Origin of the sequence: Methylocystis sp. MJC1 (assembly GCF_026427715.1) — a bacterium.
Taxonomy (GTDB): Bacteria; Pseudomonadota; Alphaproteobacteria; order Rhizobiales; family Beijerinckiaceae; genus Methylocystis.
In genome coordinates this window covers 1,430,740-1,445,918 of the sequence record NZ_CP107558.1, presented here as the reverse complement: position 1 = coordinate 1,445,918, position 15,179 = coordinate 1,430,740, and the positions used below count along the sequence as shown (strand labels likewise).

The following is a 15,179-nucleotide window of genomic DNA, read 5'->3' as shown; positions in this document are numbered from 1 at the left end:
GGCGCATGGTGGAGTTCGCAAACAAGGCGGCGGAAGCGACGGGGCCGATCGAGACGACGGTGGCGCGTTTTCGCATGGACGTCCTCGAAGCTTCCTTGCGCAAGGTTGTTCTCGTGGACTTTTGGGCGCCCTGGTGCGGCCCTTGCAAGCAGCTTGCGCCAATCCTCGAGCGGCTCGTCGCAGCGACGGGCGGCAAGGTCCAACTCGCCAAAATGAACATCGACGCCGAACCCGAAATCGCCGATCAGCTCGGCATCAAGTCGATCCCCGCCGTCGTCGCCTTCCAGCGCGGCCGCCCGGTGGACGGCTTCGTCGGCGCCCTGCCTGAAAGCCAGATCAAGGGGTTCCTCGAGCGACTGGTGGGGCCGATCGAAGACGCGGCGGACGCGATGGAAGCCGTTCAGGAGATGATCGAGGCGGGCGACGTCGCGTCGGCCCACGCGCTGCTCTCCGAGCTCACCAGCCAGGAACCTGTCAATCCGAAGGCCTTCGCCATGCTGGCGCGCCTCTATACCGCGGCCGGGCAGTTGGACGAGGCGCGCGCCGTTCTGGAGCGCTTGCCGGAATCGACCCGGAAGGACGTGGATGTCGCCGCCGCCGCCGCCGCGATCGAAAACGCGACCGCCGCGCAGGATCTCGGCGAAATCGAAGACCTCAAGAACCGGATCAATTTCGACCCCAACGATCTTCAGGCCTATTTCGATCTCGCTCTCGCGCTCAACGCCAAAGACAGACGCGAAGAAGCGGCCAACGCGCTTCTTGAAATCATCCGGCGCGACCGTAGTTGGAACGACGATGGGGCCAGGAAGCAGCTCGTCCAGTTCTTCGAAGCCTGGGGGCCGATGGACAAAGCGGCCGTCGCCGCCCGCCGCCGGCTCTCCACCCTGCTTTTCTCGTAAGAGGGAGAGGCGGTATCCCAAATCCGCCGCACGTCCGCCATGAGCATGAACCACCCCTATACGGACATTGCCGAACTTCCGGGAATCCTTCCCGTTTTTCCGTTGACGGGGGCTGTGTTGCTGCCGCGTGGGGAGTTGCCGCTCAATATTTTCGAGCCGCGTTACGTGGCCATGGTCGACGCGGCCATCGCCGGCAATCGATTGATCGGCATGATCCAACCCCTGCCGGGAGGCGACGGCGCCACAGTGACGCCCCGCCTCTTCCAGATCGGCTGCGCCGGACGCCTGACCCGCTTTTCCGAAACCGGGGACGGGCGCTACCTCGTCACGCTCACGGGCATCGCACGCTTCCGTCTCGGCGACGAGCTCGCGGCCGGGCCCCCCTACCGCCAGTTTCGCGTGAACTATGACGGATTCGACGCCGATCTTCTGCCCGGCGCCGGCGAAAGCGCCGTGGATCGCGAGGCGATGGTGGGGATGTTGCGTAATTTCGCAGATTATTCGAAACTCGAGATCGACTGGGCGAGCATAGACGCCGCGCCCACCGAAACGCTGGTCAACGCGCTGGCGATGATGTCCCCTTTCGGCGCCAATGAAAAACAGGCGCTCATCGAGGCCATCGACCTCAAGACTCGGGCGGAAACGCTCGTCACCCTCGCGAAGCTCGACATGGCGCTTGGCGACGGCGAAGGACAACAGTGGCACTGAGCGCAGCCGCTAAAACACGGGAAAACGCGAGATGAGCGAGAACATCGAGGCCGGCGCCGAGAACCAGGAAGCCAGCGCGCCGGAGGCGACGAAGGTCGATCCGCGCCTTTTGGAGATTCTCGTTTGCCCGCTGACAAAGACGACGCTCGAATATGACCGCGCGCGCCAGGAGCTGATTTCACGCTCGGCGCGGCTCGCCTATCCCATCCGCGACGGCATTCCGATCATGCTGCCGGAAGAGGCGCGGCCGATCGAGTGACGCGGCGCATCCGCAATGGATGACGCGCCCGCCCGCGAAATCGTCGCTCTCCTCGATCTGGAGACGCTGGGAGAGGATCGCTTTCGGGGCCATAGTCCGGCCTGCGCGGGTAGACACCTCTATGGCGGACAGGTCGTCGCCCAGGCTCTTGTCGCCGCGACGCGAACCGTCGACGCCGACCGGCCCGCGCATTCCCTCCACGCCTATTTCATCCTGGCGGGCGATCCGCAAATTCCGATCGATTTTGCGGTGGAGCGCATCCGCGACGGCAAGAGCTTCGCCACGCGCCGCTGCGTCGCGACGCAGCGCGGGCGCGCGATTTTCTCGCTTGCAGCCTCCTACCAGCGCCGCGAAGAGGGATTTGCCCACGCGGTCGCCATGCCGGAGACACCGGCGCCCGAGAGTCTGGAGCCCATCCACGATCTCGTCGACCGATTCCGGGCCTTTCTGCCGCAGCCGGCAGCGAATTGGATGGCCCGCGCCAGCGCGCTCGACATGCGCATCGTCGCCCCGGAAACGCTCATCGCCCCCAACGCCGCAGGGCAAAAGATCTGGTTCCGGGTGCAAGGCCCCCTCCCCGAGGACGAAGCCGTCCACACGGCGATCCTCGCCTATCTTTCCGACATGACGCTGCTCAACACGGCGCTCGTCGCGCACGGTCGCAATATTTTCGATCCGAAGATCCAGGTCGCCAGCCTCGATCATGCGCTTTGGCTTCACGAACGGCCGCGCGTCGACGACTGGCTGCTTTATGTCCAGGAGAGCCCCGCGGCCTCGCACGCGCGCGGCCTGACCCTCGGCCGCATCTACGCGCGCGACGGTCGGCTGCTCGCGTCCGCGGCGCAGGAAGGACTCATCCGCCTGCGCACCAATATTTAGGCGCCTGCTTATTACTGAGGCACCTGGCGTTTTTGCCCTCAAATCCGGCCATTGGCTTGCTGTCCCAAGGGACTCCAAGCTTTTCCGTTGACGCAAGCCGCCGATACGCAGCCTGGGGGCGGGCGGTCGTCGCCCCCACTCCACGCAAATCCCTATGATTTCAGGAACCACAGCCGCTGGCACGGCTTTTGATGGCAATCGTGCCGGGCGCGCCAGCGCTCTCTCCAAACGACCGCGCCGCTGCGGCGTTCCGCTTGAAGTGAGCGGCGCCCGTCCAAGGGGTCGATAACAAAACAGGATTGGCAGATGAAAATCGTGACAGCGATCATCAAGCCGTTCAAGCTCGATGAGGTCCGGGACGCGCTGACGAATATCGGCGTGCACGGCCTTACCGTGACGGAAGTCAAGGGCTACGGACGGCAGAAGGGGCACACGGAAATTTATCGCGGGGCCGAATACGCCATCAGCTTCTTGCCGAAGCTCAAGATCGAAGTCGCGGTCCCGGCAAATCTCGTCGAAAAGGTCGTCGACGCGATCACCTCCACGGCGCGCACTGGCCAGATCGGCGACGGCAAGATCTTCGTCAGCCCGCTCGAACGCGCCATCCGCATCCGCACCGGCGAATCCGACGCCGAGGCGCTCTGATCGCCACCCTCCCGAAAACCAGGAGCTTTTCTACATGAAACTTCCTTCGTCTCGGAGCGCGTTCGCGGCTTCGACCCTCGCGGGAGCGGCGCTCGTTGCGATGGCAGGATCGGCCTTCGCGGGCAACGATCCCACGCCCAACCCCGGCGACACCGCCTGGATGCTGACCTCGTCGCTCCTCGTGCTGATGATGTCGATCCCGGGCCTCGCGCTGTTCTACGGCGGCCTGGTGCGCACCAAGAACATGGCGGCCATTCTGTCGCAGACCTTCGCGATCGTCTCGCTCGTCGGCGTGATCTGGGCGGTCTACGGCTACTCCTTCGCCTTTGGCGACGGCGGCTCGCTCAACCATTATGTCGGCGGCTTCAACAAGCTCTTCCTGAAGGGCGTGACGGCGTCCGCCAATGCGCCGACCTTCACGCCGGGCCATGTCATTCCGGAATTCGCCTTCTTCGTCTTCCAGATGACCTTCGCCATGATCACCCCGGCCCTCATCATCGGCGCCTTCGCCGAGCGTATGAAGTTCTCGGCCGTTCTGCTCTTCACGGCGCTGTGGGTCACCTTCATCTACTTCCCGATCGCGCATTGGGTGTGGGGGGTTGCTGATCCGAACGCTCTGGTCGACGCCGCGACCCAGCTCGCCGCCGCGCCCGACGAAGCCGCCAAGGCCGCCGCTCAGGCGAAGATCGACGAGATCGCCAGCAATGTCGGCTGGCTCGCCGGCAAGGGCGCGCTGGACTTCGCGGGCGGCACCGTCGTCCACATCAACGCGGGCATCGCGGGCCTGGTCGGCGCCATCATCGTGGGCAAGCGCATTGGGTATGGCAAGGAAGCGCTGCCGCCGCATTCGCTGACGCTGTCGATGGTCGGCGCCTCGCTGCTGTGGGTCGGCTGGTTCGGCTTCAACGCCGGCTCCAACCTCGAAGCCAATGGCACGACGGCCCTCGCCTTCGTCAACACCATGGTCGCGACCGCCGCTGCAGCGCTGTCGTGGATGATCGTGGAGTGGCTGATCAAGGGCAAGCCCTCGCTGCTCGGCCTCATCACCGGCGCGGTCGCTGGCCTCGTCGCGGCGACGCCGGCCTCCGGCTACGCCGGCCCCATGGGCTCGATCGTGCTCGGCCTCGCCGTCTCCCCGATCTGCCTCTTCTTCGTCGACGTGATCAAGAAGAAGCTCGGCTATGACGACGCGCTCGACGTCTTCGGCGTGCACTGCATCGGCGGCATCACCGGCGCTCTGGCGACCGGCCTGCTGGTCAATCCCGACTTTGGCGGCGTCGGCATCACCGACTACACCAATCTCGAGAGCTACGCCGGCACCTACGACATGGTCGCCCAGATGAAGGCGCAGGGCACGGCGGTCGTCGCGACGCTGCTCTTCTCGGGCATTGGCTCCGCGATCCTCTACAAGGTCGTCGACCTCATCGTCGGCCTGCGTCCGGCGCCCGATCAGGAGCGCGAGGGCCTGGACATCACCAATCACGGCGAGCGCGCTTACAATTACTGACGATTGCTGATCTATCCCCAAGCAAAAGATGGAGCGGCGCCCACGGGCGCCGTTTCTTTTTGAAGTTGCTCGAGCCCCTGCGTATCTCTTGAACCGAGGAACATTAGAGAGCGTGCGCCCAATTTCCCGCTACGTTTCCAGCAGAAGGAGGGGGCTCGAATAGCTCGATGGGACCGCACCGTCTTCCCCATACGGGGGCATCAAAGAATCTGTTCCAAAACCTTCGCTAAGCGGACGCCGATCAGATGCGACGGCGCGCTCGCCGCCTCTAATCATAGTCGAGGATGATAATTTTATCGAAGCCTTCATCCATAGTTGGCGGTTCAAATAGTTCCGCAACACTACGGATTGCTTTTTCCGGGACACGCTCGTCCATTGCGCGTAACGCATTGCGTTGTAAGGCAATAGCAAGAGATGTCTTGATCCAAACTACCCATAATTCGGTGCCAAATTGTTTTGCTATTTGGGAAACCTTCCCGCGATGACGCGCTCCTGGCAGAGCTGCATCAAAGAAAATACACGGCGAATAACGATATCCGTATAGTTTTATCCATGATGACTTACCGGCGCCTTGCAGTCCGCAGACGATTATCACGCGGCGACGTTCGCCCCCCGCTCGGCGGCGGCAAGCGCTTCCTTTAGCGCATCGTATGAGCGTAACCAAGCCTCTCTGCTGCGCTCGGGGGACCACACGCGCCCCGTCGGCGTCTGCAAAAAAACGTCCGGATCGATGCGAATGATCTCGGGCAATATCGGTCGCATCATATCCCTTTGGAGTTAGGGGTCATCGCAGAATCTGTTCTAATCGTACGCTAGGGAGCAACGCCTCGAGTAATGTCATCATGTCTTCTGACAGCCAGGCAATTTTCTGCAACACGGGAAAATCCCAAAGAGACAACCGTCCGGCCCGATAAGCGTGCCGTCGTCGCTTTAATGCATGACCCTATTGGTTATTTCTCACCGCCGAGCCGATCTGAAGCGCCAAATGCGCGTCCTGCGCCACCTTCGAATCGCCCGGCGCAAGGCTAATCAAAAGCTCGCTGAAGTCCTTTCTGCTGGCGTCGAACAAGGGATTGTTCACCGTGGCGACGCGAACCAGATTCCATTGCGGAGTGGCGTTCACATCGAACACCAACATAAAGGTGATGTCGTGATGGAAAGCTTTGATCGGGCTCGATTTACCTTTATACGCCTTCGTCAAATCCTTTGCCCGGCAAGCTTCTGATTGTTGGGGTGGGCCGTTGAGCATCGCGAGCGGATTCTGAACCTCCTCAGCTTCTAACGAGCCGGAAGGCGCGCCAGAAAAGGCGCATGTCTTGATGGGCTCCAAAACGTCGTCCAGCCACTCGCCGAGTTTGAGATCCCCTTCGATCGTTATCCCGGCGATGTGGTAACAGGGCTTGTCGAGGTCCTCCTTCATTCGGTCTTTGTCGAACTGACCGAAGTCATAGGCGAACTGGACCTTGTCATATCTGCTGACCTGATAATCGAGCCCTGCGCCGACGCCGAAATTAAAACTCTGTGGAAACACGCGCGAGGAGCCGTCGGCTCTCCACACAACCGCGTCCATCCAATTGGGCATTTTGAGAGAAACCCCTGGATGGAATTTGACCGAGTCAACAATATTCAAATTCAGATCCATCAGCGCGCTCCAGCCCTCCAGCCAGGCGAGCTTTCGCTGTCCCCATCGATGGCTCCGATCGTCCCTGAGTTGGCTCAGGACTGCGTGACGAATCTCGCATTGCACGCCGCGAACGACATCGTAGAAGATGCGTTTCTTCGCGTCGTGTCCCAGGATCGGCAGCGCTTCAGGCACCATGCAGCCAGAGAGGGTGGACCCCAGCGCGCAAATCGCGGCGCTCAGACACAAAATGCGAAAGGAAGGGGATGGCGTTGCGCACATGGAATTCAACCCGGGAATTTAAGCTGAAATAAAATTACTTCAGGGCGAGCCTAGGCCTCAAAAATCCGCGTGACAATAGACTGCTGATGGCATTGAGGCGCGCGCCGACGGTTGACGCCCGACACGAGAAACCTCAAGAATTTGTCCATTGTCAGGACGAATGGGAGAGTATATCGCCGACCGTATTATCCGTGTCACCGAAGCAATCAAAGAATATAGCGATGAAAATCCTACGCACCCTCTCCATCGCCCTCTTCCTCGCCGCCTTGCCGGCGCAAGCCGCCGAACGCACGATCAACGCTACGCTGCTGGTCTTCAGCGACATTTACGAAATGGCGGAGAAGAACGGGCGCGGCGGCTTTGCGCGCGTCGCCGGCGTTCTCGGCGCCGAGCGCGCGAAGACCAAGAACGTCCTCGTCGCGCTTGCTGGCGACACGATCTCGCCTTCGCTGATGTCGAGCCTCGACAAGGGCGCGCATATCATCGACCTCATCAATCGCACGAAGATCGACGTCTTCACGCCGGGCAATCACGAATTCGATTTCGGCGAAGACGTGTTCCGCAAGCGCATGTCGGAATTGCAGGCCGTGCGCCTCGCCGCCAATCTGCGCGACTCCGCCGGCAAGCCCCTGCCTGGCTTTGCGGATAGCAAGATCTTCGACGTCGATGGCGTGAAAATTGGCGTCTTCGGACTAACCGAGGCTGAATCCGCCAAGCGCTCCAATACCGGCTCGCTGCAAATCTCGCCGGCGATCGACGCCGCGCAGCAACAGGCGCAGCGGCTGCGCGACGAAGGCGCCGATCTTATCGTCGTCGTGACTCATTCTGAGTGGCGTGACGATTTGCGCCTCGCCAAGACGGGCGCCATCGACATTGTGCTCTCCGGCCACGATCATAATCTTTTCGTCGCCTATGACGGCCGCGCAGCGATCGCCGAAACACAGGCCGACGGCGCGCAAGTCGTCGCGGTCGATCTGACGATTTCCACACCCGACGCGGGCGTCCGCAAGGTGAGCTGGACGCCGAAGTTCCGCATCATCGACACCGCCGACGCCAAGCCTGACCCCGCTGTCGCCGCCCGCGTCGCGGAATATCGCGCGAGCATGGACAACGACCTCGATCAGATCATCGGCGTCACGCAGACCGAGCTCGATGCGCGCAAGTCCTCCGTGCGTAGCCAGGAGACGGCGATCGGCGACTTCATCGCCGACGCCATGCGCGCCAAGACCGGCGCCGACCTCGCGCTGATCAATGGCGGCGGCATTCGCAGCGACACGGTCGTTGCGCCAGGCGCGAAACTCGCGCGCAAAATGGTCGTCGCGGCGCTTCCCTTCAACAATAAGCTCGTCACGCTGGAATTGCGCGGCGCCGATCTGCGCGCGGCCCTCGAAAGCGGGCTCTGGACGCTCGGCAAGGACGCCGGCCGCTTCCCGCAAATTTCCGGCGCTCGTATTGTCGTGCGGCGCGACGCCGTCCCTGGATCGCGCCTTGTCTCCGTCGAGATCGCCGGCGCGCCGCTCGACGACGCACGCCGCTATAAGGTCGCAACCAACGACTATCTCGCCGGCGGCAAGGACGGCTATGAGGCGTTCACGCGCGGCAAGCCGCTCGTCACCGAGGACGAGGCTCCGCTGCTGTCGACGGTGGTGATGGAGGCGATCGAGAAGGCTGGGACGATTGCGCCCGCGGTTGATGGGCGGCTTTTGATAAAATAAGCAGCCGGGCTTATCCAGCGATGTCATTCCCCGCGCTTCGCGCCAGCGAAACGATCGGGAATCCAGAGCCGAAGCAGCGCGGGTTTTGCTCTGGATTCCCGATCGGGCCTTCGGCCCGTCGGGAATGACAGCCAATCCTAGCCGCTCGTTTCTCTAAGCCTCACCCAGAAGCGGGGCCGGCCAGCCGATCGCGTAGAGCCCCCTCGGCGCGCATCAAATTTGCGCGCGCCTGCCCGAGCCATAAGGCGCGCGTTTCCGGCAGGCGGTACAGCCCCTCGCCGGCGGCAAGAAAGCTTTCGAGCATCTGCATGCGGCCAAGATAGAAGGCGCGCTCCGGAACCCAGCCATATTCGAAGTGAATATCGTCGAGATTACTCTCGAATATCGGCCAGGGCGCCGCAAGCGACGATAGGTCGAGATCGAGGAAAAAATCGAGGTCACGCGAAAATCCCGGGTAATGCCCGCTCGCGGCTCTTGCCTTCATATGGTTCGCCGTCGCCATGATCAGCTCGTGGATCGCCTGTCCCTCGACCTCGTCGAAGCGCGAATGGAATTCAAACAGCACGGCGCTGGCGCGCACATTTTCCGGGTCCGTGCGCGCACGTCCGTCGCTGTCGCGCGTGAGGTAAACGGAATCGTGCCAAAATATCGCCGCCGCGACGAGATCGGCGCGCGTCGCCAAATGCGCCAGCGCATCGAGCTTGCTGAGCAGATCCACAATATGTCCCCAAGCGTGATAGGCGCGCTGCGGCTCTTTGTAGGCGGCGTCGATCGTCGAGAAAGCCTCACCGTCATGCCTTGCAGCGACGAGGGACCAGTATTTTTCGACAATTGTTTCTGTCATGCGCGGGCGGCGATCTTTCGGTGCAGATTGATGAGATGCGCGTGGCGCGGGACAGGCGGCGGTCACTTGCTCAGGAGATTCCATACCGAAGACCAACCTTCATGCAAGCCCTCCTGGGCGAGCGCCGAATATCGTTTTCCCATCGCCACATAGAGCGCAGGCCAGGCGCCGGGAGCCACCTGGGCCAGCTCGGCGGCGCTCTCGGACGCGGCGTCGAATCGACCCGACTCATACTGCGCGCGCATGGCCTCATGTATTGTGCGCCAGCGCATATATTTGTCCCTCTTGGCGAATTCCGCGTTCCCCGCCAATGCGAAGACCTGGGTCGCCTCGCTCCGTCCGGCGACCACGATGCGCCCGAGATCGAGCCAGGCCATGTCTGGAACGGCGTCCCGGACAGCGCCTGAGGCGATGATGTCGGTCGAAAAGGCCTTGCTCGCGCCTTCGAGCCGCGAGGCGAGATTCACATTGTCGCCCAGGATCGAATAGTCGAAGCGGCGGATCGAGCCCATATTGCCGACGCTGCAGGACCCGATGTTGAGCCCCAGCCCCATCGCGGCCTCGACATGGCGACGCCCAGCCTCCTGCGCCGCTTGCGCGCGGCGCGCATTGAACCGCGCGATTTCACCCCGCATGCGCAACGCCGCCTCGACCGCTTTGCGCGGATGGTCGGCGACGTCGAGCGGGGCGTTCCAGAAGGCGAGGATGGCGTCGCCCATATATTTATCGACCGTGCCTTCGCATTCGAGAATGGCGTCGGTCATGGGCGTCAGATAGTCGTTCATGAACTGCGTCAGCTCGCGCGCGCTCATGCCTTCCGAGATGCCGGAGAAATTCCGCAGGTCCGAGAAAAGCACAGTCAGCTCGCGCGTCTCGCCGCCGAGAACCAGGCGCTCCGGATGTTCGGCGATGCGGTCGACGACCGCGGGCGCGACGAATTTGCCGAAGGCGCGCCGCACCTGCCGACGCGCGAGAATTTCCGTGCGCCACAGCGTCACCGCGCCGACGACATAAGCGCCAATGACGACAAGGCTCGGATAGACCGGATCGAGCAGGAGGCCCTGCTTCTCGAAAAGATAGAAAGAGCCGCCGAAGAAGGCGCCGACCGCAAGCGTGGCGAAGGCGGCCGACAAAAGCTGCGGCGCGGCGAAGAGCAATGGCATGGTGAGCGCGAAAGCGACGATGGCGGAGACATATTCCAGCCCCGGCGCCCAGTCGGGTCGCGATAGAAGCGCGCCGCTCGCGAGCGACTCGACGATCTGCGCATGCACATCGACGCCCGGCGCCACAGGCTCCAACGGCGTCGCCCGCACGTCGCCAATCCCCACGGCGAGCGCGCCGACAAAAATAATGCGCCCGTCGATCTCGCTGCGCGGGACCTGGTTTTCCAACACCGCCTTGGCCGAAATGTCCCGCGCCGGCGCGCTGTAGCTGTAACGCGGACGCACCTCGGCGTTCGGGCCGGTCGCAATCTGAAAGGCGCCGACCTTCACCGCATTGACGCCCGTCTGCGCGCCAAAAGCAGTCTGGCCGCTGGCGTTGGAGGATCGGACGACGATGCTCGGCTCCCCCTGCGCAACGCGCAAGGCTTCGAGCGCGAGAGACGGCGCGATCGCCGCGCCGAGACGAGAGAGCAGCGGCACGCGGCGCACGACGAGATCGCGGTCCGGAAGCCAGTTCGTCGCGCCCACGCCTTGCACATTATCGATCAGCCCCGGCAATGGCAGGACGACCGCCGGGAAGGAATAAAGGAAAGGCGCGGGATCGTCGCCCGCGGTGACAAAGCCGGCTTTCGCCGTGAAATCCGTTGCGCCGGTCTTGGCAAGTGTTGCGCCGAGCACGACAGGCGCGCTCTTCAGCGCGCTTGCAAAAACCATGTCGCCATCGGGTGCCTTGGCGAGGAGCTTCGAGACATCCGTGCGCAGCTTCGTATCCGCAAGCGCCTGAATGAAAGCACGCGGGCTGGTCCGGTCGGGCTCGGAGAAAATGAAATCGAATGCGATGACCGCGGCGCCGAGCTCGCGGAGCCGATCAACCAATTCGGCGAGCCGCGTTCGCGGCCAGGGCCATTGGCCGTAAGCCTTCAGGCTCTCTTCGTCGACGCCGATCACCCGCACCGGCGCCTCTCGATCATAGGCGCGTGGGGCGGCGCGCTGAAAATTATCGAAGACGAGGTTGCGCAGATCGTCGAGCGCCGGCGGCTGCAGCGCGCCCCATGGCAGGACGAGCGCGGCGGCGAGGAGGCTCGAAAGGAGAAATATCCGAGTGCGGTTGAACATCCTGCCGCAGCGGCTTCTAAACGACGAAATCGCAATGGCGCAGTACAACGACCTCCGCCGCCCGCACACTCAAATGCGATGCCGCCGCCGCTGGCGCACGCCACCTCGATCGCGTCCTCGGCGCTCCGCGCGGCCGGCGCTCTGGCCAGATGGCGCGATCGCCTCTCGCGCCGGGGCCTAAAGCCAAGAGCCGTCGCAGCACGATCAGCAGATCAGCGGCCTCGCAGCGAGCGCCCCGCAGGATGGCGGCGCGAAGGTCGGCGACGATCTTCACGCGCGCAACGGCCATCGAGCGCCGCGCGCGGCGATATTTCGCAAGCATCTGTCCGTGCCTTTTGCTCGGGCTTACCCCGAGCATGATCTCATGCGGGGCCAGACCCGCGACCTCCGCGCAGCGTTCGATCGGCGTCAATCGAGGAGCCATCGGACTTTCCTCCGTAGGAGCGGTGGGCCGAATTGATGGGCTCCACCGCGCCGCCCGAATATGAAAGCAGGCGGGGCTCAATGCTGTGCGCGGCCGCACATGGCTCATTCGGCGGCGTTCATCGCATCGCGCACGCGCTTTTCGAGCACGCCGGGACGCAGCAGCACGAGCCCGCCGCGGACTTTCTCGGCGAGGCCCTCCTCCGTCATGGCGCCGAGTTCGCGGCTGACCTGCTCCCGGCGACAGCCGATGCGGGCGGCGAGATCGTGCTGGAAGGGCGGCGGCGAGACGATGGACTGCCCCTCGTGCCCCTTGCGCGGCGACGCCATGCGCAGCAGCTCTGCATAGAGGCGATGGCGCAGATCGAGCACAGAACGCTCAAAGAGGCGCACGTTGAGCTCGCGCACGCGGGAGGTGAGAAGCCGCAGAAGCCGCTCCGCGATCTCAGGCGAATGCAGGACGATTTCGCGAAAGGCCGTCGGCGGCACGAGTAAAACCTCGGCGTTGGTGAGCGCCGTGACATTGGCGGAGCGGTTGGCGCCGTCGATCGCCGCCATCTCCCCGAAGAATTTGCCGGGACCGAAGTCGCCGAGGATCATCTCCTTGCCCGCCGCCGTGCGGATGAGGACGCGCACGTCCCCGCTCACGATGAAATAAACATCCGTCGAGGGGTCGTCGAAGTCGAGAACCAGCTCACCCTCGGAAAAGCGCTTACGTATGCATTGCCGCCCGAAGGTCTCGCCGTATGAGGGATCGAGACCGGCGAAAAAAGGGATTCCATCAAAAACCGACAAGGATTTAAGCTCCGTAGGAGTCACGAAGATTTTTTGAATAGTAGACGCCGAAACAGTCCGCCGTCGAGGGGCGAAGCGCGCTATCTTGGCTTCTGCTGGAGAGATTTCAGGGGCATGCCAGCCTGGCCGACCCGAGCGGGCGTGAGACGGCGAGACAAGCGAGAATTCGACAATGGACGTGCGGCTCGCGACCTTCAATCTGGAAAATCTCGACTGGTCCGCCGCCCACGAGGCCGATTTCGCCCAACGCCGCGCGGCGCTGCTGCCCGCGCTGGCGGCGCTCGACGCCGATGTTCTTTGCCTTCAGGAAGTCGGGGCGCAAAAGCCGCATAAGCACGGTGCCCGCGAATATCTTGCGCTGGACCGGCTGCTGGCGGACACGCCTTACCGAGACTATTTCCGCGCAACGAGCGTGCGACCGGGAACGAGCGCGCCAGCAGATGTGCATAATCTTGCGATTCTCAGCCGCTGGCCCATCCGGGCGACGCGCCAGATTCACCACGACATCGTCGCGCGCTGGTCATGGCCGCCGCCGCGCGAAGGCGACGTGGAGCCGTCGCCGATCGTCATCGAATGGGACCGGCCGCTGCTTTACGCGGCGATCGACTTGCCGACCGGCGCCGCGCTGCATGTGATCGACCTGCATTTGCGCGCCCCGCGGCCGACGCCTGTCGCGACCGCGCGCGGCGAAGGCTCGAGCAAATCACAAGTCGAAGGGCAATTTGTCGCCGCGCAGAAGCGCGAGGGCCAGGCGCTGGAGGCGCGACTCTTCGTCGAAACGCTGTTCGACGCGGAGCCCGACGCCCGCATCGCCATTTGCGGCGATTTCAACGCCGACGAATATGACGCGCCGACCCGGTTGTTGCGCGGCGGCGACAATGAGCTTCAGCAGGGCGCGCGCGCGCTTGCGCCGTTGGAGGAGCGAGTCGAGGCTGCGCGGCGCTACACGGTGCTGCATGCGGGACGGCCGAAGCTGATCGACCATATTCTGGCGTCGCCGACGCTGGCGACGGCGTGGCTAGAGACGCGTATTCTCAACGAGGGGCTGCAGGACGAGGTGTTTGCGCCGGAGCCGGTCCTGGGATCGCTGCATGCGCCGATCGTTGCGGAGTTCGCGCTTTGAGAGGGAGGCCCTCATCCGACCCCGCTCTGCGGGGCCACCTTCTCCCGCAAGCGGGAGAAGGAATCGCGGTGAGAGGTTTGTGATCCAAAACCTCGAGGTTCTCCCTTCTCCCGTAAACGGGAGAAGGTGGCCCCTGCGTCAGCAGGGGTCGGATGAGGGCGCGCTCACACCCGCTCTCCATCCATCCCAATCCGATGCATCAAATAACACAGACAATCGAGCTCGACCGCGCGTGGATCAACCGTCAGCATCGCGGGTATCGCCGACCGCGACAGCCTGATCTCGCCATCCACATAATCGAAATATTCGCCCGGCGCTGTCCCCTCACCCTCGCCCGGCAATATGTCCAGCTTCAGCCCCGCGCGCGCCTTGCCGAAAGAAGCGCCCGGCGTGAGCTCGCTGAAATTTAAGTGGTCGATATCGGAGCGGAACATGAAGTCCGCCTGCGTCCCGTCGAAGGAGAAGCTTGTCCCCTTCGGCGGCTTCACGATCGCATAGGTGCGCAGCAGATCGACGTCATGCGACGCCGGCGGGTGGTCGGGCAGATGCGAGATCGAAAGCGCCGCCTCGACAAGCTCGATCGCATGTTCATTAGCCGAGCCCGCGCCGGCCTTTCCGCATTCGACCGTCATCGCCGGACAGAGATCTGCGAAGGCCGCCGCATGCGTTCCGACCGGCCGCTGCGAATGCACGACGATGCGCGAAAAGAGACGCGCCAAAGCGATGAATTTCGGGTCGAGCTTTTTGATGCAGGCGTAGTGCGGATTGAAGCCCGTGTTGTTGTGGATGTCGATGCTGGCGAAAACGCCGCGTTTCGCCGCATAGTCGTAAATCCAGCACGCCTGAAGCGCCTGCGGGTCGTCCGGATAAAGCGTGCCAGGCCAGACGCGATTAAAGTCGAGCTGGTCGGGAAGCGTCCGCAAATCGGCCGCGGCGGCGCGAATATTGCCGACGAAAAACAAAAGCGAGCGCGGCAGGCCCCGCTCAATGTGGCGGCGCAGCACGGACTGCATGGCGGCAAGGCCGCTATATTCGTTGCCGTGCAGCAGGGTCGAGACGAACAAGGGACGCGGGTCGTGGCCCGGGAAGTCGAAGAGCGTTGGGCCGGGCAATATGTCGATGAGCTTTTCCGGCGGGCAGTCGAGAAATCCCGCCGGCAGTCTGTCCATCACGGCGCAGGGCGCGTCGATTGCATCCATT

Annotated in this window: 15 protein-coding genes; 8 read left to right on the top strand and 7 right to left on the bottom strand. The window is 63.3% G+C overall.

Annotated features, from left to right (window positions below; translation table 11 throughout):
- Nucleotides 1-5 precede the first annotated feature (5 nt).
- From trxA to OGR47_RS06880, 6 genes are all read left to right on the top strand, one after another.
- Complete coding sequence (gene trxA, locus OGR47_RS06905; RefSeq protein WP_165048184.1) at nucleotides 6-899, top strand: thioredoxin; 894 nt, start codon at nucleotides 6-8, stop codon at nucleotides 897-899.
- 39 nt (nucleotides 900-938) lie between these two features.
- Entirely contained in the window at nucleotides 939-1,607 is a 669-nt protein-coding gene (locus OGR47_RS06900; RefSeq protein WP_165048182.1) for an LON peptidase substrate-binding domain-containing protein, read from the top strand.
- 31 nt (nucleotides 1,608-1,638) lie between these two features.
- Nucleotides 1,639-1,866, top strand: coding sequence for a Trm112 family protein (locus OGR47_RS06895; protein ID WP_165048180.1), 228 nt, complete (start codon nucleotides 1,639-1,641; stop codon nucleotides 1,864-1,866).
- Between the two features lie 15 nt (nucleotides 1,867-1,881).
- The gene (locus OGR47_RS06890) at nucleotides 1,882-2,745 is read left to right on the top strand and encodes an acyl-CoA thioesterase (RefSeq protein WP_165048178.1); all 864 of its coding nucleotides are present in this window, start codon (nucleotides 1,882-1,884) and stop codon (nucleotides 2,743-2,745) included.
- Between the two features lie 306 nt (nucleotides 2,746-3,051).
- Complete coding sequence (locus OGR47_RS06885; RefSeq protein WP_165048176.1) at nucleotides 3,052-3,390, top strand: P-II family nitrogen regulator; 339 nt, start codon at nucleotides 3,052-3,054, stop codon at nucleotides 3,388-3,390.
- Nucleotides 3,391-3,424: 34 nt separating this feature from the next.
- Nucleotides 3,425-4,897 carry an ammonium transporter gene (locus tag OGR47_RS06880; protein WP_165048174.1) on the top strand — a complete coding sequence of 491 codons (1,473 nt, stop codon included), beginning with the start codon at nucleotides 3,425-3,427 and terminating at the stop codon, nucleotides 4,895-4,897.
- Between the two features lie 268 nt (nucleotides 4,898-5,165).
- Here the strand turns inward: OGR47_RS06880 and OGR47_RS06875 are convergent, their stop codons facing one another.
- Nucleotides 5,166-5,492, bottom strand: coding sequence for an ATP-binding protein (locus tag OGR47_RS06875; RefSeq protein ID WP_246729527.1), 327 nt, complete (start codon nucleotides 5,490-5,492; stop codon nucleotides 5,166-5,168).
- A 348-nt stretch (nucleotides 5,493-5,840) separates the two neighbouring features.
- A complete protein-coding gene (locus OGR47_RS06870) occupies nucleotides 5,841-6,716 on the bottom strand; it encodes a hypothetical protein (RefSeq protein WP_165048171.1) in 876 nt (291 codons plus the stop codon).
- 305 nt (nucleotides 6,717-7,021) lie between these two features.
- On the opposite strand from OGR47_RS06870, the gene OGR47_RS06865 reads away from it, so the two are divergent.
- Complete coding sequence (locus OGR47_RS06865; protein ID WP_165048169.1) at nucleotides 7,022-8,515, top strand: bifunctional metallophosphatase/5'-nucleotidase; 1,494 nt, start codon at nucleotides 7,022-7,024, stop codon at nucleotides 8,513-8,515.
- A 160-nt stretch (nucleotides 8,516-8,675) separates the two neighbouring features.
- Here the strand turns inward: OGR47_RS06865 and OGR47_RS06860 are convergent, their stop codons facing one another.
- The 4 genes from OGR47_RS06860 to OGR47_RS06845 all read right to left on the bottom strand — a co-directional run bounded on the left by OGR47_RS06860 (nucleotide 8,676) and on the right by OGR47_RS06845 (nucleotide 12,856).
- Nucleotides 8,676-9,359 carry a hypothetical protein gene (locus OGR47_RS06860; RefSeq protein WP_165048167.1) on the bottom strand — a complete coding sequence of 228 codons (684 nt, stop codon included), beginning with the start codon at nucleotides 9,357-9,359 and terminating at the stop codon, nucleotides 8,676-8,678.
- Between the two features lie 62 nt (nucleotides 9,360-9,421).
- The gene (locus tag OGR47_RS06855; RefSeq protein ID WP_165048164.1) at nucleotides 9,422-11,638 is read right to left on the bottom strand and encodes a CHASE2 domain-containing protein; all 2,217 of its coding nucleotides are present in this window, start codon (nucleotides 11,636-11,638) and stop codon (nucleotides 9,422-9,424) included.
- A gap of 16 nt (nucleotides 11,639-11,654) precedes the next feature.
- Nucleotides 11,655-12,062 (bottom strand): polysaccharide deacetylase, encoded by a 408-nt coding sequence (locus OGR47_RS06850; protein WP_165048162.1) that lies wholly within the window; start codon nucleotides 12,060-12,062, stop codon nucleotides 11,655-11,657.
- A gap of 104 nt (nucleotides 12,063-12,166) precedes the next feature.
- Complete coding sequence (locus OGR47_RS06845) at nucleotides 12,167-12,856, bottom strand: Crp/Fnr family transcriptional regulator (RefSeq protein ID WP_165048160.1); 690 nt, start codon at nucleotides 12,854-12,856, stop codon at nucleotides 12,167-12,169.
- A gap of 172 nt (nucleotides 12,857-13,028) precedes the next feature.
- Between OGR47_RS06845 and OGR47_RS06840 the strand changes: the two genes are divergently transcribed.
- On the top strand, nucleotides 13,029-13,979 hold the full coding sequence (locus OGR47_RS06840; RefSeq protein WP_165048157.1) for an endonuclease/exonuclease/phosphatase family protein: 951 nt from the start codon (nucleotides 13,029-13,031) through the stop codon (nucleotides 13,977-13,979).
- Nucleotides 13,980-14,143: 164 nt separating this feature from the next.
- On the opposite strand, the gene OGR47_RS06835 is transcribed toward OGR47_RS06840, so the two are convergent.
- The gene (locus OGR47_RS06835; protein ID WP_165048155.1) at nucleotides 14,144-15,178 is read right to left on the bottom strand and encodes a M14 family metallopeptidase; all 1,035 of its coding nucleotides are present in this window, start codon (nucleotides 15,176-15,178) and stop codon (nucleotides 14,144-14,146) included.
- Nucleotide 15,179 lies beyond the last annotated feature (1 nt).

Bases quoted from the DNA above. Each gene is read 5' to 3' on its own strand.
- trxA (WP_165048184.1), top strand. From the start codon at position 6: ATGGTGGAGTTCGCAAACAAGGCGGCGGAAGCGACGGGGCCGATCGAG.
- OGR47_RS06900 (WP_165048182.1), top strand. From the start codon at position 939: ATGAGCATGAACCACCCCTATACGGACATTGCCGAACTTCCGGGAATC.
- OGR47_RS06895 (WP_165048180.1), top strand. From the start codon at position 1,639: ATGAGCGAGAACATCGAGGCCGGCGCCGAGAACCAGGAAGCCAGCGCG.
- OGR47_RS06890 (WP_165048178.1), top strand. From the start codon at position 1,882: ATGGATGACGCGCCCGCCCGCGAAATCGTCGCTCTCCTCGATCTGGAG.
- OGR47_RS06885 (WP_165048176.1), top strand. From the start codon at position 3,052: ATGAAAATCGTGACAGCGATCATCAAGCCGTTCAAGCTCGATGAGGTC.
- OGR47_RS06880 (WP_165048174.1), top strand. From the start codon at position 3,425: ATGAAACTTCCTTCGTCTCGGAGCGCGTTCGCGGCTTCGACCCTCGCG.
- OGR47_RS06870 (WP_165048171.1), bottom strand. From the start codon at position 6,716: ATGGTGCCTGAAGCGCTGCCGATCCTGGGACACGACGCGAAGAAACGC.
- OGR47_RS06865 (WP_165048169.1), top strand. From the start codon at position 7,022: ATGAAAATCCTACGCACCCTCTCCATCGCCCTCTTCCTCGCCGCCTTG.
- OGR47_RS06860 (WP_165048167.1), bottom strand. From the start codon at position 9,359: ATGACAGAAACAATTGTCGAAAAATACTGGTCCCTCGTCGCTGCAAGG.
- OGR47_RS06855 (WP_165048164.1), bottom strand. From the start codon at position 11,638: ATGTTCAACCGCACTCGGATATTTCTCCTTTCGAGCCTCCTCGCCGCC.
- OGR47_RS06850 (WP_165048162.1), bottom strand. From the start codon at position 12,062: ATGGCTCCTCGATTGACGCCGATCGAACGCTGCGCGGAGGTCGCGGGT.
- OGR47_RS06840 (WP_165048157.1), top strand. From the start codon at position 13,029: ATGGACGTGCGGCTCGCGACCTTCAATCTGGAAAATCTCGACTGGTCC.
- OGR47_RS06835 (WP_165048155.1), bottom strand. From the start codon at position 15,178: ATGGATGCAATCGACGCGCCCTGCGCCGTGATGGACAGACTGCCGGCG.